Source organism: Dysosmobacter segnis, from assembly GCF_014297285.1.
GTDB lineage: Bacteria > Bacillota > Clostridia > Oscillospirales > Oscillospiraceae > Oscillibacter > Oscillibacter segnis.
Map to the genome: position 1 here is coordinate 43,587 of NZ_JACOQI010000017.1, position 20,072 is coordinate 63,658.

At 59.8% G+C, this 20,072-nt stretch carries 15 protein-coding genes; 5 read left to right on the forward strand and 10 right to left on the reverse strand.

Annotated features, from left to right (window positions below):
• Window positions 1-38: 38 nt before the first annotated feature.
• Entirely contained in the window at window positions 39-2,537 is a 2,499-nt protein-coding gene (locus tag H8Z83_RS14360; protein ID WP_187015674.1) for an ATP-dependent helicase, read from the reverse strand.
• A gap of 189 nt (window positions 2,538-2,726) precedes the next feature.
• Here H8Z83_RS14360 and H8Z83_RS14365 point away from each other — a divergent pair, with 189 nt between their 5' ends.
• The 5 genes from H8Z83_RS14365 to H8Z83_RS14385 all read left to right on the forward strand — a co-directional run bounded on the left by H8Z83_RS14365 (window position 2,727) and on the right by H8Z83_RS14385 (window position 10,340).
• A complete protein-coding gene (locus tag H8Z83_RS14365; RefSeq protein WP_187015675.1) occupies window positions 2,727-3,095 on the forward strand; it encodes a BlaI/MecI/CopY family transcriptional regulator in 369 nt (122 codons plus the stop codon).
• Entirely contained in the window at window positions 3,092-7,582 is a 4,491-nt protein-coding gene (locus H8Z83_RS14370; protein ID WP_187015676.1) for a M56 family metallopeptidase, read from the forward strand. The genes H8Z83_RS14365 and H8Z83_RS14370 overlap by 4 nt, the downstream gene beginning before the upstream one ends.
• Window positions 7,583-7,696: 114 nt before the next feature.
• A complete protein-coding gene (locus H8Z83_RS14375; protein WP_187015677.1) occupies window positions 7,697-8,500 on the forward strand; it encodes a polysaccharide deacetylase family protein in 804 nt (267 codons plus the stop codon).
• Window positions 8,501-8,542: 42 nt separating this feature from the next.
• Window positions 8,543-8,779, forward strand: coding sequence for a hypothetical protein (locus H8Z83_RS14380; protein WP_187015678.1), 237 nt, complete (start codon window positions 8,543-8,545; stop codon window positions 8,777-8,779).
• Window positions 8,780-9,008: 229 nt separating this feature from the next.
• A complete protein-coding gene (locus tag H8Z83_RS14385) occupies window positions 9,009-10,340 on the forward strand; it encodes a sodium-dependent transporter (protein WP_187015679.1) in 1,332 nt (443 codons plus the stop codon).
• 91 nt (window positions 10,341-10,431) lie between these two features.
• Here the strand turns inward: H8Z83_RS14385 and H8Z83_RS14390 are convergent, their stop codons facing one another.
• From H8Z83_RS14390 to mtnN, 9 genes are all read right to left on the reverse strand, one after another.
• The gene (locus tag H8Z83_RS14390; protein ID WP_187015680.1) at window positions 10,432-11,547 is read right to left on the reverse strand and encodes a hypothetical protein; all 1,116 of its coding nucleotides are present in this window, start codon (window positions 11,545-11,547) and stop codon (window positions 10,432-10,434) included.
• Between the two features lie 15 nt (window positions 11,548-11,562).
• Window positions 11,563-12,903, reverse strand: a complete 1,341-nt coding sequence (locus H8Z83_RS14395) for a TPM domain-containing protein (RefSeq protein WP_187015681.1) — start codon at window positions 12,901-12,903, stop codon at window positions 11,563-11,565.
• 12 nt (window positions 12,904-12,915) lie between these two features.
• Complete coding sequence (locus H8Z83_RS14400) at window positions 12,916-14,049, reverse strand: TFIIB-type zinc ribbon-containing protein (protein WP_187015682.1); 1,134 nt, start codon at window positions 14,047-14,049, stop codon at window positions 12,916-12,918.
• 92 nt (window positions 14,050-14,141) lie between these two features.
• Window positions 14,142-15,092: a DUF4428 domain-containing protein gene (locus H8Z83_RS14405; RefSeq protein ID WP_187015683.1), complete on the reverse strand. Its 951-nt coding sequence runs from the start codon at window positions 15,090-15,092 to the stop codon at window positions 14,142-14,144.
• A 189-nt stretch (window positions 15,093-15,281) separates the two neighbouring features.
• Entirely contained in the window at window positions 15,282-15,776 is a 495-nt protein-coding gene (locus H8Z83_RS14410) for a hypothetical protein (protein WP_187015684.1), read from the reverse strand.
• An 8-nt stretch (window positions 15,777-15,784) separates the two neighbouring features.
• The gene (locus H8Z83_RS14415) at window positions 15,785-17,197 is read right to left on the reverse strand and encodes an SPFH domain-containing protein (protein WP_187015685.1); all 1,413 of its coding nucleotides are present in this window, start codon (window positions 17,195-17,197) and stop codon (window positions 15,785-15,787) included.
• A 96-nt stretch (window positions 17,198-17,293) separates the two neighbouring features.
• Window positions 17,294-18,130: a hypothetical protein gene (locus tag H8Z83_RS14420; protein WP_187015686.1), complete on the reverse strand. Its 837-nt coding sequence runs from the start codon at window positions 18,128-18,130 to the stop codon at window positions 17,294-17,296.
• Window positions 18,084-18,635, reverse strand: a complete 552-nt coding sequence (locus H8Z83_RS14425) for a hypothetical protein (RefSeq protein ID WP_187015687.1) — start codon at window positions 18,633-18,635, stop codon at window positions 18,084-18,086. The genes H8Z83_RS14420 and H8Z83_RS14425 overlap by 47 nt, the downstream gene beginning before the upstream one ends.
• A 470-nt stretch (window positions 18,636-19,105) precedes the next feature.
• Entirely contained in the window at window positions 19,106-19,792 is a 687-nt protein-coding gene (gene mtnN, locus H8Z83_RS14430) for a 5'-methylthioadenosine/S-adenosylhomocysteine nucleosidase (RefSeq protein WP_187015688.1), read from the reverse strand.
• Window positions 19,793-20,072: the final 280 nt, after the last annotated feature.

The following is a 20,072-nucleotide window of genomic DNA, read 5'->3' on the forward strand; positions in this document are numbered from 1 at the left end:
TGAACTATTTGGCAGAAAAATCTGTTTTACAGACGGTTTTACAGTTTTTTCAGATGCTTTCCGGCGGCCTTCAGCATCAGCTTCTTCGTACCGCCCTCGAAGGCCACCTCCGCCAGGGCGTCGCCGCCCATAGGCTTTACCGACACCACAGTGCCCTTGCCGAAAGCGGTGTGCTCCACCTGGTCTCCCTGACTGAGCTGGATCAGTCCCACCGACGGTGCGGCAGGGGTACTGCCCCGGCTGCTGGTGCGGAGGGTCTGGGCCGTGGGTTTGGTGCTCTTGTAGGTATGGACGCCGCCGCTGACATAACCGCCGGAACGGCCCGAGCTTCCGCTGTAAGAACTGCCGCCAAAAGAACCTCCGCCAAAATCATCGCCCCAGCGGCTGCCGCCGAAGCTGTCCTCGTCATAGGTGCCGAATTTCGGTTCCGGCTTGCTCTCCCAGCGCATATCCTCCGCCGGGATCTCGTCTAAAAAGCGGCTGGACTTGTTGGCGCTGGTGCGGCCGTAGAGCATCCGCTGGCGGGCGTTGGTCATCACCAGTTTTTCCCGCGCGCGGGTCATGGCCACATAGCACAGCCGCCGTTCTTCTTCCAGTTCTTCCTCGTCATACATGGAGGCCGTGCCGGGGAAGATCCCCTCCTCCATGCCCACCACATACACCACCGGGAATTCCAAGCCCTTGGCAGAGTGAATGGTCATCATGGTCACACAGTTGTCATCCGCCTCCACACTGTCCAGATCCGTGTACAGGGCGATCTCGTTCAGGAACCCGGACAGGGTGGCGTCCTCCGGGTCCTGCTCCAAAAAGCCCAGAATGTTGGACTTCAATTCCTGCACGTTTTCGATGCGGCCCCGGCTCTCCATGTCCTTTTTCTCCTCCAGCGCCCGGACGTAGCCGGTCTGGTTCAGGACTTCATCGTAAAATTCCGGCAGGGCCAGCGTCCCTCCGGCCCGGCGCAGGCCGTCGATCAGGTCGGCGAACTTTGTCAGCTTGCCTGCCGCCGTTTTCAAAGTGGGGAACAAATCGGCGTTGCGGATGATCTCATAGAGAGACGCCCCCTGCTCTGCCGCCAGCTCCGCCACCTTGTCCATAGTGGTTGCGCCGATGCCCCTCGTGGGCGTATTGATGATGCGGCGGAGCCGCAGATCGTCCATAGGGTTATTCAGCACGCAGAGGTAGGCCAGCATATCCTTGACCTCGGCGCGGTCAAAGAACTTCATGCCGCCCACAACTTTATAGGGGATGGCGTTGCGCTTCAGGGCGTATTCCAGTGCGTTGGACTGGGCGTTCATCCGGTAGAGAATGGCGGTATCCCGGAAGTTCCGTCCCCGGTTGACCCCCATGAGGATGTCCCCGGCCACGAAGTTTGCCTCGTCTCCCTCGTTGAAGCTGGTCTTTACCGTCACCACGTCGCCGCTGCCGTTGTCCGTCCAGAGGGTCTTGCCCTTCCGGCCCTCATTGTTCTTGATGACGGCGTTGGCGGCATCCAGAATGTGCTGGGTGGAGCGGTAGTTCTGTTCCAGTCGGATCACCCGTGCGTCCTTGTACTGCTTTTCAAAGTTCAGGATATTTTCGATGTTAGCACCCCGGAAGCGGTAGATGGACTGGTCATCGTCGCCCACCACGCAGAGGTTCCGGTGTCCTCCGGCCAGCAGGCCGGTGAGGAGGTATTGCAGGTGGTTGGTGTCCTGATACTCGTCCACCAGCACATACCGGAACTTTTTCTGGTAGTAGTCCAGCACCTCCGGCTCCTTTTGCAGCAATGTGACAGTGTGGTAAATGATGTCGTCAAAGTCCAGCGCGTTGGCGGTGCTGAGCTTTTGCTGATAGGCGGCGTAGATCTTGGCGATCCGGGTATTTTTCCAATCGTTTGCGGCTTCCGCCTTCTTGCGGAATACCTCCGGCCCCTCGTAGCGATCCTTGGAGGCGCTGATGGCGGAGAGAACGCTGCGGACGGGGAAGGTCTTTTCGTCCAGATTCTGCTCCTTCAGAATATCCTTGATGACCCGCTTGGCGTCATCGGTATCGTAGATGGTGAAGTCCTTGTCAAAGCCGATGCGGTCAATGTCCCGCCGCAGGATGCGGACGCAGGCGGAGTGGAACGTGGAGGCCCACACATCGTTGGCGGCGGGGCCAAGACGGGCCGCCAGCCGCTCCTTCAATTCTCCCGCCGCCTTATTGGTGAAGGTGATGGCGATGATCTCCCATGGCCGGGGGGCGTCCACGGCACAGAGCCGGTGGACCCGGCGGACCTCGTCACCGTCTGGCCGATCCGGGAAGTGCTCCAAAAAGTCCAGATCCTCTTCCGTGGCCCAGTTGGGGACCTCGTCGCTGTCGCTGCCCCGGCCATAGGTCAGCAGGTTGTAGACCCGCTGGATGAGCACCGTGGTCTTGCCGCTGCCCGCCCCCGCCAGCAGCAGGAGAGGTCCCTCGGTGGTCATGGCCCCCTGACGCTGCATAGGGTTCAGCCGGGCCAGATCCCGGGCGATCACCGCTTTCCGGGCGGTCACATACCGTTGTTCAAAGTCAGTCATACTGTTCTCCGTTCTCTCTGTTTTCTCAAACTGACCTCTATTTTACGGCAAAAAGCGGCCACGGTCAACGGCGGAACCGCCGATTTTTCCGTATCCGTTTTGTAATCAAATTGAGGTTGACATTTGTCTACCTTTTTGCTACGCTGGTGGTGTAAGAGGTAGACAACTGTATACCAAGCGAGGTGCGCTATGAAAATTGATCTCTCCAACAGCGAATGGAAGCTGATGAACCACCTGTGGCAGACCGCCCCCATGACCATCACGGAGCTGACCGCCGCCTTAAAAGAGGACACCAGCTGGTCGAAAAACACGGTCATCACCATGCTCTCCCGTCTGGAGGGCAAGGAGGCCGTCCGCCACGAGGAAGGCCGCCGGGCCAAGCTGTATTTCCCCGCCGTGGACCGGGAGGACGCCATTGAGGTGGAAACCGAGACCTTTTTGGATAAGATCGGCGGGCTGGGCCTGCTGATGAGCGCCATGGTGGAAAAAAACGCCCTGACAGAGAATGACATTGCGGAGCTGTCCGCCATTTTGGAGAAAGCGGGTGGAAAACTATGAAAGAGATCCTGTTGACTTCTTCCGTTCTGATCCTTGCCCTGCTGCTTTTGCGGCTGCTGTTCCGAAAAACCATCTCCCGCCAGGTGCAGTACGCCCTGTGGGGGCTGGTGGCGCTGCGGCTGCTGGTGCCGGTCAGCCTGCCCGCCATGGAGCACAACGTCCTGACGGCGGCGGAGCCGGTGACGGCCCGGATCACCGCCCCGGCCCTGTATGTGACCCCCTACCGGGAGACCATTGTCTCCGCCCCGCCGGGCGTCTTCCAAACCCCCGCCCCCTATCAGTCCTTCCGGGTGGACACCGCCACAGAGGACAGCACCGTGACGTTTACCGACGGGAAAAATGTCACCCATTCCATCGAGTATAAAAGTCAGATCCCTCTGACCCCCGTTCTGAAAGCCGTCTGGCACACCGGGATGTATGTCATGGCGGCGTGGTTCCTGCTTGCGAACCTCCGCTTCATGCTTCGTCTCCGCCGGAGCCGGAAACTTTACCCGGTGGAAAACTGCCCCTATCCGGTGTATCTGACGGCGGATCTGCCCTCCCCCTGTCTGTTCGGCCTGTTTCACCCCGCCGTCTACCTGACCCCCGCCGCCGTGGAATCCCCGGAGACCCTGCGGCATGTTCTGATCCACGAGACCACCCACGCCCGCCATCTGGACCCCCTGTGGAGCCTGCTGCGGTGCATGTGTCTGGCGGTGTACTGGTTCGACCCGCTGGTGTGGATCGCCGCCATCGTCTCCCGCCGGGACTGCGAGCTGGCTTGTGACGAGGGCGCGCTGCGGCAGCTGGGAGAATCGGAGCGCATCCCTTACGGTCAAACGCTGCTGCGGCTGATCCCCGTGGCCGGACGGTCGGAAAGCCCCTTGCTCTCCGCCACCACCATGACGGCGGGAAAGCGGGAATTGAAGGATCGCGTCACCCGCATCGCGGAAAACCGCCGCACCGTGGGCGTCGCTCTGCTGGCGGTGGTGACCGCCGCCGCGCTGGTATGCGCCCTCACCTTCACCGGGGCAAAGCCCTCCGTGCGGTCTCTGACCGGCGAGGAGCTGTCCGAGTACGCGCTGACGTTCAACACCGTTGACCGCTGGCAGGACTCTGCCGGGAATGACTGCGGCCTCCGTCCTGTCCAGTTTTTGACCTCCGTCTATGACGATCCCATAAAGATCGATATGTATCACCTGTTTTACAACGGCGTTTCACCGGAACAGCCAATTTCCGCTGCGGAACGGCAAGAGCTGGTGGACACCTGCTATGACGGCTATGACCCGGAGGTGGATCTCATCAAAATCACCGCGGAGCAGGCGGATCACGTTCTGGTGCGCTGGGTCGATCTGCCCCTGGCAGAAACCGACGCGCTGAGTATGGGCAGCTTTGCCTATCTTGCAAATTATGACGCCTATTACCACTTCCACGGAGACACCAACGCCCTCGGTGATGTCTGTTTCTATGCCGGGGAGCGGAGCGGCGATACCGTGACCCTTTATTATCAGCCGGAGCAGTGCGGCGCGCAGCTCGTGGATACCGCCGGTTCCGGGGAGGAGGTCTGGGCCAAGGTCACGGTGGTCCCCCAGCCGGGCGGCGGCTTCCAGCTCCGCTCCAACCAGCTTTGCGCCCGGCCGGACGCTCTGCTGTCCTCCCGCCTCCTGACCGGCGAGGAGCTGGCCTTTTTCAACACGCAGTTTTTCAACAGTCAGACCACCAACGAATTTGGCGGCGTGCAGCACACGCTCCACAACCAGTTCCTCACCTGCCTGTATGCCGGCCCTCAGGACATCAACCTGTTCGACCTGTTCTATAACGGCGTTGGTACCTGGGAGGCACCCAGTCAGGCGGAGCTGGAGCAGCTGGGCGTGTTAGCGGAGGACGGCAGCCAGATCTGCCCCACCTATAAGCTGACCACGGCGGCTATGGACGCCTTTCTGCTGGAAAACACCGGCCTGACGCTGGCCCAGACCAACAAGGTGGATCTGGATGCGTTTGACTACCTGCCGGACTATGACGCCTACTATCTGACCAAGGGCGACACCAACTACCGCTCTGTCACCTTTACCGGCGGTGAGCGGAAGGGCAGCTATATCCGGCTTTACTGGAAGGATTTTTACTACGGCGGCGAAACCAACGAGTGCGTCACTCTGCTGGACCGGGGGGATGGACAGTATTGGTTCGTGTCCCACCTGCTGGTGGACAGCGTTACCCCCTCTGCCTTTGCCTACCCGGAGGAAGATCCGTGGATGACGATCCCACTGGACGACCTGACGCCCTACGAACCGCAGAAGATGTCCCTGACCCGCCATTCCGATGACTGTGCGGAGCGGGGCGGCGGCTTCTCGGTTGACGGCAGCGGCGGCGAAAGATATTCCCTCCGGGTTTACCGCTCCACAGACGGGGCAATCTACGCGGCAATCATGCGGGCGGAAGCGGTCAGCAGTCAGCAGGGCATTACCCAGTGGGAGGCCGACGTATTTTTCACCGCACCGGCTTTGGATGTTCAGGAGCTTGATGATACGGTACGGCTGTTCTTCTTCCACAATCTGCTGGGTCACAGCGGCTTTACGGTGTCCTATTCGGACTATCTCACCGGCGGGCCGGGACGGGGCGGCTACATCGGCACCGTCACGGATTACTACTATCTGGACAACAGCGGAACGCCCTACCTGCTGGCCCGGGCCAAGGGAGACTGCGAGGCCATCGACCTGGACGGCGACGGGGAAAATGAGCTGTGCGCCGCCTCCGGCGTTTCCGGACAGCTGTTCTTCCTGCGGAGCGGCCAGCTTTACGAAGCGGATGTCAAGGCGCTTTTGCAGAACGCCTGGCCGGAAATAAACTACTGGGATCACGCCAGCTGGGATCTCAACTACCGCCGCCTGACCGTCCGCGGTTTTGTGTCCATGCCCGAATGGGCCACGGCGGAGCATCCCCAGCCCAACGCCGATTTCATCCGCTATCTCTACTACCGGGATGGGGCGCTGCTGGTCTACAAGCCTGATAAGGACAGCCAGACAGCGGATCATGTGGTGGGAACGCCCGATGTGCCGGAGCCGGTGCTGGCCGCAGCCAAGGCCACCGTACAGAAAGCCTATCAGGACTACAAAAACGGCGGATACGATTCCGGCGCCGACCTTGATAACTGGCGGGTGGAATATGTGTCGGAGGACTGGTACAGGGCTTATCCCAATGGAACGCTTATCGCCTATAACCTGAATTATGAGTATCATGCCCAAAAGCCCGCCAACGTCACGCTGGCCGGCGGGGCCTATGTGGACGAGGACGGCTGGCTCATGCCGGACTACCCCTACTGCCATTATCTTTTCTTCACAGAAACGGATGGACAGTACACCTTCCTGGAGGAATGGATGCTCAATGACGGCGGTCCCGGCTCGAAGGTATTTGACGCGGAGATGCAGCGCTGGGCGGTGGAACTGGGGTTGTCCTCCGTGGCGGATACCACGCCGGAGGAATTGCTGCACCAGCTTTACGACGGCATGGGCGGCCAATTCCTGACCCAACTCAGCACCATGAGCGAAACGGACCGGCAAACCGTATGCCAGAAGCTGGATGTCATTTTGCAGGAGGGCACAGCGGAGCAGCAGAGCCTTTATCTGGATGCGGTGCAGACCATGGCGTGGTGTTCTCACTCCTTTGACGGCGCTCAGTGGGAGGCCTACGACTACTTTCTGGAGCATTCCGCCCGCTCGTCTCAGGCGGCCTACCGGGCGCAGGCTGTGATGGACGCACTGACCGGCGGCGGAGCGGTGCAGATGCGTCTGGAACCTGCCGACGGCGTCCGGGGCGGCGACTATACCGTTGGCGTTTCCGACGGCAGCGGCGCTGTCCGGGCGCAGGGCTTTTCCGGCAGCTTTTACTGGGCCACGGCCTCGGACAGCGATCCCTCCGGCAGCAGCATCACCCTGCAAAGCCCGGACGGACGCTGCACCATTACCGCGTGGGAGAATTCCTCTATCGTGCGCTGCGAGGAACCGGGGAAAACCGCATGGTTGATGGCGGCCTCCACCTCCTCTGCCCCATATGACGGCAACACCGTGTTTACCTATCTGCGGAAGTGGTACGATGAGGCGGAATTCAACGCGCTGGTGGACAGATTGATCGTTCCGGCGGATGGCCGGAACCGGGAGGAACTGGCCCAGAGCTGGCTGGACGCCGTGGGCGATGTGACCATCCATCAGGTGACGCCGGGCAGCAAGTACGAAAATTCCTTCGTGCAGAACCGGGTCACGGTGGAAAGCGCGGAACCGGCGGCCGGTCTGTATGACCCGGAACTGCTGGCAGGCCAGCATTTCACCTTCACCAACGAGCGCATTTTCGTGCCGGGGAACTACCGCTCCAAGGAGCAGCAGACGGTGAACAGCAGCGCCAGAGCTTATCATGGCGAATATGGACCCATGCCCGGCGGCGGGGCCTTTCTGGATACCCGCTCCGGCCTGCTGTACCAGACGGCGGACGGCTGGAAGGGGACGTTTGCCCCCTGAGGGGGATCTTTTCAGAAAAGTCTGGCAAAAATAAAAGAACATAACCGGCGGATTCATTGACTGATTGGACGGCCGCAATGGCTGCATCCAATGAAAAGGAAGTATATGGAAAGCATGAAGCAGAAATTTTTCTGCGCCGCCGTGCCGCTGGTAATGCTGGCGGTGTCCGCGGCCCTGAGCGTATTCGTTTACCGATTACCGCAGCCGGTGCGGGAGCCGCTGCCGGTCCTCATGTATCACCACATGGTCCCGGACGGGCAGGACTGCAATGACATGACCGTGACCCCCGGCAAGTTCCGCGCCGACTTGGAGACCGTTCTGGCGATGGGCTATACGCCGGTGCTGCCCCGGGAATTGGCCGCCGGGGACGCCCTGCCGGAAAAGCCCATCCTCATCACCTTTGATGACGGCTACCGCAGCAATTACGATCTGGTGTACCCCATTTTGCAGGAATACGGCGTAAAGGCCTGCATTTCCATCATCGTCCTCATGCCGGATCTGCCTACGGACAACTTCTGCACCTGGAACCAGCTGCGGGAAATGACGGCCTCCGGTCTGGTAGAGATCGGCTCCCACAGCTACCGCCTCCACAACTTAGGCGGCGACGGCGGCAATTTTGAGTCCGGCGGGGCCAACGGCGTGGAGCGCCGTCCCAACGAGTCCGACGCGGATTTTCAGACCCGTGTGCTGGATGACATCCAGTTGAGCCATGACCGGATCGCAGAGGAGCTGGGCGGCGTCACCTGCTTCGCCTATCCCTTCGGCTGCTCCGACCCGGATGCCAAGGCCCTTGTGGACGAATTGTTCCCGGTGACTCTGATGACCACGCCCAAGTGTGCCGATCTGGCCAAGGGGCTCCACGATCTGCCCCGGTTCACCGTTACCATGAAGACCAATCTGGAAAAACTCCTGCGCTGACCATACATCGCCCCCCGCCTGCGCTTTTACGCAGGCGGGCGTGTGACTGTCAATAGATGTGGTAAATTCTCCGTGACGGTAAGGAAGGGTGTGCGCGGGAAACCCAAGAAGGGGAAGCAGGCGAAGCGCCGCCAGCAGCGGATGAAGCGAGCCTGTTTCGAGGATGGCCCCCGGTTTTCGGGGGCAAAGCACACGGAAACCGGCTGGGCCGACGGTGTATTCTTGCTCCACGCGGGGAGAAAAGACTTTTTCGACACGCTGACGCCCGCCTGCGTATAAACGCAGACGGGGCCTTTGTTTTCAGCAGAAGTCATTTTTCCCTCGCGGCGTATTTTTTACTGCGGACAACTATTGTTCCTCCCTTGACTTTTTGTCAGCAAAGCTTTAAAATAGTAAAGTGCCCTCCCTGTGAGGGGTTTGTTTCCCCCGGAAGTCCGGGATCAGATAGAAGCCGATAGCACGGGCCCCGATCCCGTGCGGTTTTTTTACGGCTGGATGGGAGAAAAACATGGAACACAAGAAAAACACCAAGAGCTTTGCGAGCCGCTGGGGCTTTATCCTTGCGTCCGTCGGTTCGGCGGTGGGTATGGCCAACGTCTGGGGCTTCCCCAACAAAATGGGCAGCAACGGCGGCGGCGCATTTTTACTGATTTATCTGCTGTTTGTTTTTATTTTCAGTTATGTGGGCCTTCCGGCGGAGTTTGCCATGGGCCGCCGTGCCGCCACCGGTACGCTGGGCGCTTACGAAAACGCTTGGGACACCCGCAGCAAGTCTGCCGGCAAAGTCGGCGGTCTGCTGGGCTGGCTGCCTCTGGCTGGCTCCCTGTGCATCGCCATCGGCTATGCCGTCATCGTCACCTATGTGCTCAAGGCTCTGGTGGATTCCCTGCTGGGCACACTGCTGACCACGGACACCGCCGCCTGGTTCGGTGCCTTCTCCTCCACCCCCTACTCCGTGATCCCCTATCACATCGTTGTGGTGGTGGGCACGCTGCTGACGCTGTTTCTGGGCGCCCGCAGCATTGAAAAGACCAACAAGGTCATGATGCCTGTCTTCTTTGTGATCTTCCTGATTCTGGCCGTGCGGGTGGCCCTTCTGCCCGGCGCCGCGGAGGGATATGTCTTTATGTTCACCCCCCGCTGGGAGGCCCTGACGAATCCCATGATCTGGATCTGGGCTATGGGGCAGGCGTTTTTCTCCCTGTCCGTCACCGGCAGCGGCATGATCGTTTACGGTGCGTACCTCTCCAAGGACGAGGACGTGGTGGGCGTGGCCCAGCACACGGCCCTCTTTGACACCATTGCCGCCGTGGTAGCCGCCCTGGTTATTATCCCCGCCTGCTTCTCCTACGGTCTGGACGTGGGCGCCGGTCCCAGCCTGCTGTTCGTGACCCTGCCCACCATCTTGCAGGACATCCCCATGGGTCAGCTCTTCGCCATCATCCTGTATATGGCCATGATTTTCGCCGGCGTCAGCTCTTTGCAGAATATGTTTGAGGTGGTGGCGGAGTCCCTGATGCACAAGTTCCCGAAGCTCACCCGCGTTACCGTCCTGGTACTGCTGGGCGCGCTGTGCCTGGGCTTCGGCATCGGCATGGAGACCATCAGCAAGTGGGGTCCCTGGATGGATCTGGTGTCCATTTATATCATCCCCATCGGCGCTACACTGGGCGCGGTCTCCTGGTTCTACGTGATGAAGAAGGACGCCCTGCTGGACGCCATCAACACCGGCAGTACGAAAAAACGCGGCGATCTCTGGTACAATGCGGGCCGGTATGTGTACGTCCCTCTGGCGATCATTCTCTGCTGCGTGGCCCTGTTCATGCACGTTGCTTTCTGATACCCACAGAAAATTTCCACGCATATAGCTAATAAAAAGGACCCGGCGGCTGAAAATCAGCTGCCGGGTCTGTTTCGTATAAAAGGTTTCATCAATCGTAGCGCAAGCTCAAGGTAGCGGAGTCCTCGCCGTTCCGCAGGAAGGGCATCCCCTCGCCGATGCGGGAGCGCTGGAAGTACAGATACTCGCCGGAGGGGGAGATCAGCACTGGGAAGCTGCCGCTGAGGGAGCTGCCCACCCCGGCGGACATATCCAGCCGCAGGCAGTCATCCTCCATGCGCCATACACCGAAGAATCGCAGATCCATCTGGTTGTCATAGCACTCGTACAAATTAGCCAGCCCCGCATAGTCCGGGCCACAGTCGCCGTAATGCAGCTCCAGCGTCCACTCATCGCAATCCCACGAGGTATCGGCCAGCCCCAGATCCGTAGGAGGCCACCACCAATCGTCACCGGACGGCTCCCAGCCCTCGGGATGGTCGATGGCGGTGGTGTTGGTGTAGATGGAGAAGTCGAACAACAGCATACGGCCCTCCTCGCTGGCAGGCAGGATCACATCGCCGTACAAATCCTCCTGCGGATACCAGCTCACCGCCGTACCACCGTTAGCCACGAGGTTGATCTCCATATCCGGCTCCTCCGGATCCACGAATACCAAAACAGGCTGGGCACATTCCTCCCGGTAGAGGACTTCGTCCGCCACCGGATGCAGGCCGTTGCCCTGAGACTGCCATGTGATGTGGTTCACGGCAAGGCTGGTGTTCTCTCCCCGCGGAATGACGCAGAACAGCTTGCCGTACCCCGGACCGAGGACCCGCTCCGAGGGGATGGTCAGCATGACCGGCATCTCCGCCGTCAGGTCAAGGCAGTTTTCCAGCATCCAGTCCGACAGCTTGGAGGTGTCCCCCTTCTCCCGGCAGCCGAGATAGGCCGCGGCGCCGGGATAGCCGCCGTATTCCAAATCAAAGCCCAGCTTGTCGAGACATTCCTCCACCAGCTTCGGGTCCACCTCCGCTTCCGGTTCGGAAGGCTTCACAGGATCGGCCTGACCGGTCTGATCGGTCCTGCTGTCGGAGATCGTCTCCTTTACGCCGCCGTTTCCCGCTGCCGGGGCCGGTTTCTTTTTCCCTCCGCAGGCAGTCAGGCTAAGAGCCAGCGTCAGGCAGAGAAGTGCCGACGCCAGCCGGTGCAAAGTCAAGCGCTTCATGATTCTGCCTCCTTCTCAGAATTTTCCGCTGCGGCCGTGACCTCCTCCGCCGCTGCGGCTTACAGTTCCTCCGCTGCTTCTGCCACCGCCGCCGGAGTCGCTCTCGATCTTACGGCGGGTCTCCGTGGTATGGGTGTAGTGGTCATAGCTGTCCGTCAGCTTCAATCCACCGCCCGCCGTGGTATACACGTTGGCGTCAACGCCCTTGCGCACGGACTTCATCTGTCCCTTCAGGATCATGCACACCAGAAACGCGATCAGGCAGGAGACTGCCACCGCAATGCCGATGGCCGGCAGGGGGCTGGACCGCACAGGTTTTCCATCCTCAGCCAGAGTCAGAAACTCGTCACAGGCGGCAAGATAGCTGGAAACCCCGGCATACCAGTCGCCGCCGCTGAATTTATCCAAAAAGCGATCCTCCAGCTGTTTTTCGCCGTATCGGTCAAAAGCATACTCCGCCCATTCGCCGTAGACGAACATGGCGTAGTCCCGCTCTTTCATGCTCAGCATGATGATGACGCCGTTTCGGTCCTCGCCCACACCAAGGCCCTCGGCGTGGTAGATCTGATACAGGGCGGTATAGGGATCGTCACCGTAGCCGTAAGCTGTAAAGTCCTCCACAAAAAGGGTATAGATGCCGCAGCTGCGGCGGAGGGCGATATCCTCGGCCCGATCCTCCAGTTCTTCCCGCTCCCCGTCGGAGAGCATTCCCCGCAGATCGAACACATAGTTCATGCCGGTGCTGCCCAACTCCGGAGCTTCGCCGGACTGGACGGTCTCGGGCTGCTGCGCCTCCGTTGGGAAGTCTGCGGAGAGATAGTCCGCCGCCGTCGCCGCCATGGCGTTCACCGCCTGACAGAGCGCCTCGGCGCTCACGGTCATATCCGTACCGTCCCACGCCCGCGCCGTCATATACGGCTCCACCGCGTCATACACCAAGCCGGAGAGTTCCTGCCCGTCGCCCCGCGTCTCGCTCAGCATCGCGTAGACGCACCAGTCGGTCTCCGCCAGGGTGTAAGAACCGTCCGCCAGAGGCTCCATCACCAGCGTCAGCGAGATGCCGTCCTTTTCCTCGCCCCAGCCGTAGCCGGAATCTTTGTAAACATATGTGGCGATATCTCCGGCGGTGGTACCCTCGCTGACATCCTCATTGGTAAATATGTCCACCCGCAGGTCAAGGTGAAGCGCCTCCGTCAGCTGGGGCAAAGTGTACTGACCCAGATCGGACAGTTCCTCCGAGCCCAGTGCGTCGGTCTCGTCATAGATCGCGCCGTATTCCGTCCACGCCAGAGTGGGGACGCACAGAGTCAGCGTCAGCAGGAGCGCCGTCAGCAAAGCTGTGACTTTTCTTTTCATGTCCGTCCCTCCTTATCGCATCAGCAGGACAATGACCGAACTCAATACGGACAGCGGCACGGCAATGGCGGCAAACATCCCCCAGAACCGCCCCTTGTCCACAGGCAGGTCTCCTACCAGCTTTCCGGTCTGTCCATTCATGGCGAAGAGGAAATCCTTGCCCTGCCATTTGGTATTCAGCAGCCACACCGGCAGCAGCGCGTAGTGGACCTTGCCCCGCTGGATGTCTGCGTGTTCGCCCCTCGGGAAACAGGTCGCGTATCCCGTTACGGTACCTTGCAGCGCCTTTTTCAAGCTGCCCAGACAGCGGACATCGGCCCGTTCCCGGCTCTTGTCCGCCGACACGTCGAACTTATCCGCCAGGAAGCCCGGCAGATACGCCGTGGAGAAGGGTTTCAGGTCATCGTAATTGTAAGGCTCGATGGAATCCATGTGATCATCCGGCATTTTAGTCGAGGCGTCCACCGGTACCTTTTCAAAGGGCATCGTTCCGGCACGGTACACGTCAAAGTGCTCCGTCTTTATCACCTCATACTCACCCTCGGTGCGCTTGTGGGACCGGGTACACTCATAGTGGGCATTGCCCTCCGCCTCACCGCTGAACAGCCAGAAGGGTACATAGACCCCCTGGATCTCCTGTAAGTGATTTTCCTTGGAAAAGCTCTTGGGAAGGAGCACCTTGCCCCTGTAATGCTTCTTGAGCTCGCGGATGGCGTCCTCGCGGCTGAGTTTGAAGGGGATCACGAAATCCGGCTTCAGCGTTCCCGCAAACTGCCCCGGCACCACCGTTGGGTTTCCACAATAAGGGCAGGAGGTAGCCGCCGTGCTTGCGTCACAGATCAGCTCCGCACCACAGCTTGGGCAGCTGTAAGCCTTCATGCCGTCGCCCTCTGCGCCCCAGTCGGCGCTGAGGTCCGGCAACTCCCAGCCGCCTTCCTCGGCTGCCTTCTTTTCCGCCGCCGTTTTTTCTTCTGCCGACTGCTGCGCCGCCGCGGCCTGTTCCTCCTTTTCCGCGTAAAGCGCCTCGATCTCTGCTACATCATAGGTACTACCGCAGTAATCGCACTCCAGCTTGCCGGATGCGCCCACAAAATGCAGCGGGCCGGTGCAGCTTGGGCATTGATAGTTGGTCACCTGTGCTGCCATGCTTGCTCTCACCCTTCTTTCTTCATTTTCCGTTCAGCGCCCGCCCGTAGACGGGCGGACGCTGTTGAGCCGTTTTCTCCGATCTGTTTCCCTTATCCTCTGGGCGCACCGCAGTACTCGCAGAATTTTCCGTCATTCTGTCCGCCGCAGGCGGGGCAGGTCCACGGACCGGCTGCTGCCGGAGCGGGAGCGAAGGTCTCCTGCTGCTGCATGGGGGCCTCCTGCTGCAGGGGGGCTGTCTGAACTGTGCCGCCGCCACGGGCGGTCTCCATCACCTGAAGCAGCGCCGCTCGGATCTCGTCGCCCATTTCGCGGTACTTGCGATATTCCCGATTGCTCTCCGGATCGAAGCCGGCAGCCATGGTATTCATCCGGCCCACAGAATTTATCTGTCCCATCATGGGGCGCTGTGTCATGCCGCTCTGGGGCCGACCTGCCATAGGACGCTGGTTCATGCCCGGCTGATTCATCATAGGCCGCTGACCCGCCATGCCGCTCTGAGGACGGCCCGCCATAGGACGCTGGCCCATCATACCCTGCTGCCCCATCATGGGCCGCTGCATGGTGTTCTGCGGCTCGATGTACACAGAACTGTTGTTCAGGCGGAACTTCATTTCGTCAAAGTAGGGGTTATTGACGGAAATGATCACTTCAAAGTCATAGGAATACTCGTAGCGGGGCGGGTTGTAGCTGACCTCCTTGCCGTCCGGTCCCTCCCGCTTCTGCTCCGTGCGGCTCTCGTCAATGTCCACGCGGCAGCCGGTCAGCGCGGTGCAGTCCAGAATATCCGGGTTGGCGTCCGCCAGATCCCGGGCACGGGTAACGGTGAACCAACGATGCTCCTCGTCCAGCAGGACCTTACAATCCTCGCCGTAGGAGCGGGTGGTGCGGAACTGGGACGCCCTGCCCCGGTTTTCCTCCCGGTAGGCCAGCTGCCGCTTGATGTCCTCCACCGTAGAGCGGCGGCGGTCACTGAACCAGGGAGAGAACTGCTTCGCGCAGTCCTTACAGAGGTTGCCGTCTTCCAGTTTCTGATTGCCCAACAGTCCGATCTACTCGCCGCAGATGTCGCAGTATTTCTTATCAAACAATCCCATAATAGCTTCCTCCTGTTGTTTTCAACCACCGTAACGGCTCACATTGCATTGTCCACCCGGAACCGGGACCTTGTCCCCGGCCGTGGCTCCCGCAGCCGGGGACGGATTTTCGCCAAATAAACCTGCTATTTGCTCTTATTCTTCAACTTTTTGAAGCTCCACCACTTTGTCCGCCGCTTCCGACCAGTCCACCGTCAGCTCCAGTCTGCCGCTGTCCTCGCCGGCCCCGGCACAGTGGTAAACGTCCAGGATCTTCCCCCATTCCGTGCCGTCCGCCTTCTGGAGAACACGGTTGTCTAACATCAGCCCTGTGTCCTGTATCTTTTTACGCGGGATGTAGGTGAAGTCCAGCGGGGTTTCCAGAACGGTCTCGCCGTCCAACCGGAGGGTCAGGCCGTCCTCTTCGCCGATGCTCGCCTGCCAGCGGCCGTCTTCACTTTCCCATGTACCCTCCAGCACGGGCCAGAGGGCGGAATTGTCCACATAGGTGTGGTCGCCGTCCAGCAGGAACGCGGCATCCGGATTTTCCATGCCGTTGCCCCCATCCATGATCCGGTCTGTGACAAAGTGCTTATAGAGGCCGGAAAGGGCTAAACCTACGAGTATCCCCGCCAGAAGAATCCAGATCATCCGGCGCTTCATCCAACGATGTCCCCGTCGTCAAAGGGGTCGCCGCACTCAGGACAGAACTTGGGGGGATGCTGCGGGTCGGCGGGCTCCCAGCCGCACTTGTCACACTTGTACTGAGGAACTCCGGCAGGCTTGGGCTTGCCGCACTCAGCACAGAACTTGCCCTTATTCACCGCGCCGCAGGTGCAGGTCCAGCCGTCCGCTGCGGCGGTGGGCTTGGGCTTGCCGCATTCCGGGCAGAATTTTCCGGTGGCGGTGGCGCCGCAGGCGCACTGCCAGCTGTCCCCGGCAGGCTTCGGCTCCGGCTTCTTGCTGCCGCAGTTGGGACAGAAGTTGCCGGTGATGCCGCCCTGACCGCAGGTGCAGGTCCAGCCCTGCGCCGCAGGTGCGGGAGCGGGCTGCGCCGCCTGCTGCTGCCCCATCTGGAATAGGTTCTGGGCGTTCATGCCACCCATCTGTCCGGCCACGCCCATGCCCATAAAGGCCATAGCGGGACCGGCGCCGGTGTTGGCGGCCGCCGCCTTCATCGCCTCGCCCTGAGAGCCGACGAGATGTGCCGCCGCACGGGTGGGGTCCATAAAGGCCGCGTTGCGCTGCAGCTCCTTGATCATCTGCTCGTCTTCCTCATTGGCCTTCACGCTGGAAACGCCGAAGGAGACGATCTCCATGCCGCGCAGATCCCGCCACTTGCCGGAAAGCTGCTCGTTGAGGGCGTCAGCCAGCTCCAGAGTATGGCCGGGAAGGGCGGAATAGCGGATGCCCATTTCGCTGATCTTGGCGAAAGCGGGCTGCAAAGCCGTCAGCAGCTCCGTTTTCATCTGACCGGCGATATTTTCCGTCTTGTAGTCCTCACTGACGTTGCCGCAGACGTTGGTGTAGAACAGCAGGGGGTTCTTCAGCCGGATGCTGTACTCACCGAAGCAGCGGATGCCGATGTCGATGTCGATGCCAGCCCGCTGGTCCACCACCCGGAAGGGGACGGGGCTGGGGGTGCCGTACTTATTGCCCGTCAGCTCCTTGGTGTTGAAGTAGTAGACTCGCTGATCCTTGGGAGCCTCGCCGCCGAAGGTGAAACGCTTGCCGATATTCTGGAACACGTTCTTCACGCTCTCGCCCAGATCACCGGAGAAGATGCTGGGCTCCGTGGACATATCGTAGGTGTATTCGCCGGGCTCGGCGCAGACGTCCACCACCTTGCCCTGCTCCACGATGAGCATACACTGTCCGTCCGCAATGGCGATCAGGCTGCCGTTGGTGATGATATTGTCATCGCCCTTGGTGTTGCTGGAACGGCCCGTGACCTTCTTTTTGCCCTTGACCGCCAGCACGTCAGAGGGGATCGCCTCGCAATAAAAGTATTCCTTCCACTGGTCGGCCAACACGCCGCCAGCCGCGCCCATTGCCGCTTTGATCAGTCCCATAATTTTACTCTCCTTTTCCTGTTGTTGTATTTGATTTCAGCATTCGCTTTTGATCGCATCTTATAAAATCGCCTGTTTTTTAGGGAAAACAAGGCCTCAGCTCCCTCCCGTCAGGAAGGTGTCTCCACTGACATAAAACGGAGCCTGATCCGTAATGGGCCAGGTGAACCAGCTCACATCCCAGGGCCGCTTCATAAACAGGCACACCCGCGCCGTATCCTCTGGAATGGTGAGGGAGAAGAACATCGGCTCATTGATCTTGATTTTCCCCTCATACACCACCTTCTCCGAGATCCAACTTTGTTGGGTGCCGTCATCGTTCAGCACCGGCGTTCCAACGCTGAATTGGATGTCCGTTTCGTACCACCGGCCCACCAGCAGCTTATTCTGTCCGTTGGGTTCCAATGCGTTCATGGGGATCACCGACAGCGGCTCCGTCACCTCGGCGGGCGGGTCCCGCCAGTAGAAGATCAGCGATTTTTCCGGCTCCCCTGTCATAGCGTTCTCCAAGGTCGGCGGCAGGAAGCCGCTGGAGCGCATATAGGTGACGGTACGGACGCCCGCGCCCCCGTTCTTTTCATAAGGTATCCGCACAAGCAGGCTATTCCGGTTCGTCAGGGCGGCGAAAAACGCCGCGCCAGTCTCCTCGTCGGTCAGCCGCACGCTCCAAGTCTCATTGGGCAGCCCCGGCATCAGCGGTTCCTCTATCTGCTCCGCTAGCAGATGCTTTTCTGACCGGTATTGCGGGGTGTCCGTATCCAGCCCGGCAGCGTGGTACCAGTCCGCCCTCATCACATAGCCCTCCAACAGATCGGACCACAGGCAATCAAAGCACAGCATAGAGGCGATATGTTCCTCGCCGGGCCTGTATTCCCGGCCGTCCTCCTCATAGTGGGTCATGCGCCACGTTCCGTAGAGGTCCGCGATCCCCATCTCTCCGCCGGGGCCCGGCCGCTCTGCCGGGGCAAAGTAGAAGGTATCTCCGTAGGGGGGTCTCGATCGCCAGAGAATCGGTGCTTTCGATCCGACCGTCCAAGGTCAGCGGCTCGCCGGTATTCATCGTTCCCGTCAACCGCAGGGTGCTGTCCGCGCCCAGCCACCAGTTTCCGTCGAGCAGGCTGGTATTGTAGTACGAGCCTAACACATCCCAAAACTGGGCCGTTCCGTCTTCGTTGAGATAGAGGTCCGCCCACCACGCCTCCGTGGGCATAGCACTGGTTTTCATGCAGTCGTTCATGGCATCATAGCTCTCGTGCCGCACAGCGGTCCAGTAGTCCGCGCTGAACGGTGTGGAGGTCTGCTGCCGGGTATCCTCCGCGCTGTCGGCAGCAGAGGGTGGCACATCCGTATTTGTGTCCGGCCCCGGTGTTTTGCCGCAGGCAGTCAGGCCGAGCCCCAGAAGAAACGCCAAGAAAAACGCGGTCCATCTTTTTTTCACAGCTGTGCCTCCTTTACGCTCAACAGTCCTGCGTCACCGGAATACGGATGCCGCCAAGAGGATCGGATTATTCCCGGAGGGGCCGTTCGCCGACAAAGGACTTGAAGCTCTGCCAACGGGACGGTCTTTAAGCGGGTCCTGTCGGCTCCCTATCGTTTTTAATTCGCAGATCATATGGCTTAACTTCTGTATACCATGGAATCCCCGTTTTGTTAACCCTAATTTCTCCAAATTAGGGTCCCAAACATGAAATTTCCCGGAAAAAGCCGAAAAAGCACTGCTCGTTCACGAACGCCCGTTCCATTTTATGGTTCTTCTTACAAAAGGCGTATGTCAGCCCGGCGGCGGTTATCCGCCCTCACTTTCGCTCCCTCCGGCTGTTTTTCCCATACCCATAGGAAGAAAGAAGCCGGAACGATTGCTCGTTCCGGCTGGAAACTATATGGCAGGCGCAGCGCGGTTTGCCCCGCTCAGAGCGTCTCCTTCTGTAAAGCCTGCGCCAGTGGGAGTACCACTGCGCCCAGATCCTCCATAGCGTGGGCGAAATCGAAAAACTCCTCCGTCTGGCCCTCCCGGAACAGATGATCCGACACAGATTTGACCGCCACGAAGGGCACATTGTTCCGCAGGCACACCTGGGCGATCGCGCCGCCCTCCATCTCTGTCAGCAGAGGGTGGAACGTGTCTCGGATGAAGATTGCCCGGTCGCTGCGGACAGCAAACCAATCTCCGGTGGCCACCCGCCCCAGCGCCGCCTTGCGGCCCAGTGCTGCCAGCAGTTCCACGCACCGCTCCGGCTTCCAGGTGGGAAATGACACCCGGTTCACCGTGGATACCAATCCTACGGGATCACCGATGGCAGAGGTGTCCACATCGTGCTGCACAAAGTCCTCGGCGACCACCAGGCTGCCGGTGGGAAGCTCCGTCAGGCATCCGGCCACTCCGGCGTTGACGATCATATCCACACCGTACTTCAGGCACAGGATCTCTGCCGCCATGGCGGCATTCACCTTGCTGACACCGCCGGCGCAGGCAATGATCCCCGGTGCAGCCTCGTAGAACGGCACACCGGACACGGTCTCAAATGCCTTCAGCTCCTTGGCCCCCGGCAGGGCATGAAACTCTGCAGGCATGGCAAATTGCAATCCAATTTTCATTATATTACGCTCCTTTTTACCGTCTCATCAGGCTTTCTCCAAATACAGGCCCTTGTTCCCGAAGGGTATTTTTGAGAAAACCGCAAATTCAAAAACAAGAAACCAAAACTTTTAAAAGCAAAAAGAAAAGGAATTCAAGCAAAAGCCTGAATTCCTAAACTTTCTGTCAGGCGGCTTCAATTCGGATATTTTCGTCTTGGAAGCCTTGCACCGCAACGGTTTTGAGTTTTCCATAGAATTCAGAATGCGATTATTTCAAATTTTCTCTGACGCAATTCGA

What these genes read in the sequence shown, in the direction of transcription:
- H8Z83_RS14395 (WP_187015681.1), bottom strand. Translation starts at nt 12,903, where the DNA reads ATGAAAAGAAAAGTCACAGCTTTGCTGACGGCGCTCCTGCTGACGCTG.
- H8Z83_RS14420 (WP_187015686.1), bottom strand. Translation starts at nt 18,130, where the DNA reads ATGGGGATCGCGGACCTCTACGGAACGTGGCGCATGACCCACTATGAG.
- H8Z83_RS14410 (WP_187015684.1), bottom strand. Translation starts at nt 15,776, where the DNA reads ATGATCTGGATTCTTCTGGCGGGGATACTCGTAGGTTTAGCCCTTTCC.
- H8Z83_RS14400 (WP_187015682.1), bottom strand. Translation starts at nt 14,049, where the DNA reads ATGGCAGCACAGGTGACCAACTATCAATGCCCAAGCTGCACCGGCCCG.
- H8Z83_RS14365 (WP_187015675.1), top strand. Translation starts at nt 2,727, where the DNA reads ATGAAAATTGATCTCTCCAACAGCGAATGGAAGCTGATGAACCACCTG.
- H8Z83_RS14360 (WP_187015674.1), bottom strand. Translation starts at nt 2,537, where the DNA reads ATGACTGACTTTGAACAACGGTATGTGACCGCCCGGAAAGCGGTGATC.
- H8Z83_RS14385 (WP_187015679.1), top strand. Translation starts at nt 9,009, where the DNA reads ATGGAACACAAGAAAAACACCAAGAGCTTTGCGAGCCGCTGGGGCTTT.
- mtnN (WP_187015688.1), bottom strand. Translation starts at nt 19,792, where the DNA reads ATGAAAATTGGATTGCAATTTGCCATGCCTGCAGAGTTTCATGCCCTG.
- H8Z83_RS14375 (WP_187015677.1), top strand. Translation starts at nt 7,697, where the DNA reads ATGAAGCAGAAATTTTTCTGCGCCGCCGTGCCGCTGGTAATGCTGGCG.
- H8Z83_RS14390 (WP_187015680.1), bottom strand. Translation starts at nt 11,547, where the DNA reads ATGAAGCGCTTGACTTTGCACCGGCTGGCGTCGGCACTTCTCTGCCTG.
- H8Z83_RS14415 (WP_187015685.1), bottom strand. Translation starts at nt 17,197, where the DNA reads ATGGGACTGATCAAAGCGGCAATGGGCGCGGCTGGCGGCGTGTTGGCC.
- H8Z83_RS14370 (WP_187015676.1), top strand. Translation starts at nt 3,092, where the DNA reads ATGAAAGAGATCCTGTTGACTTCTTCCGTTCTGATCCTTGCCCTGCTG.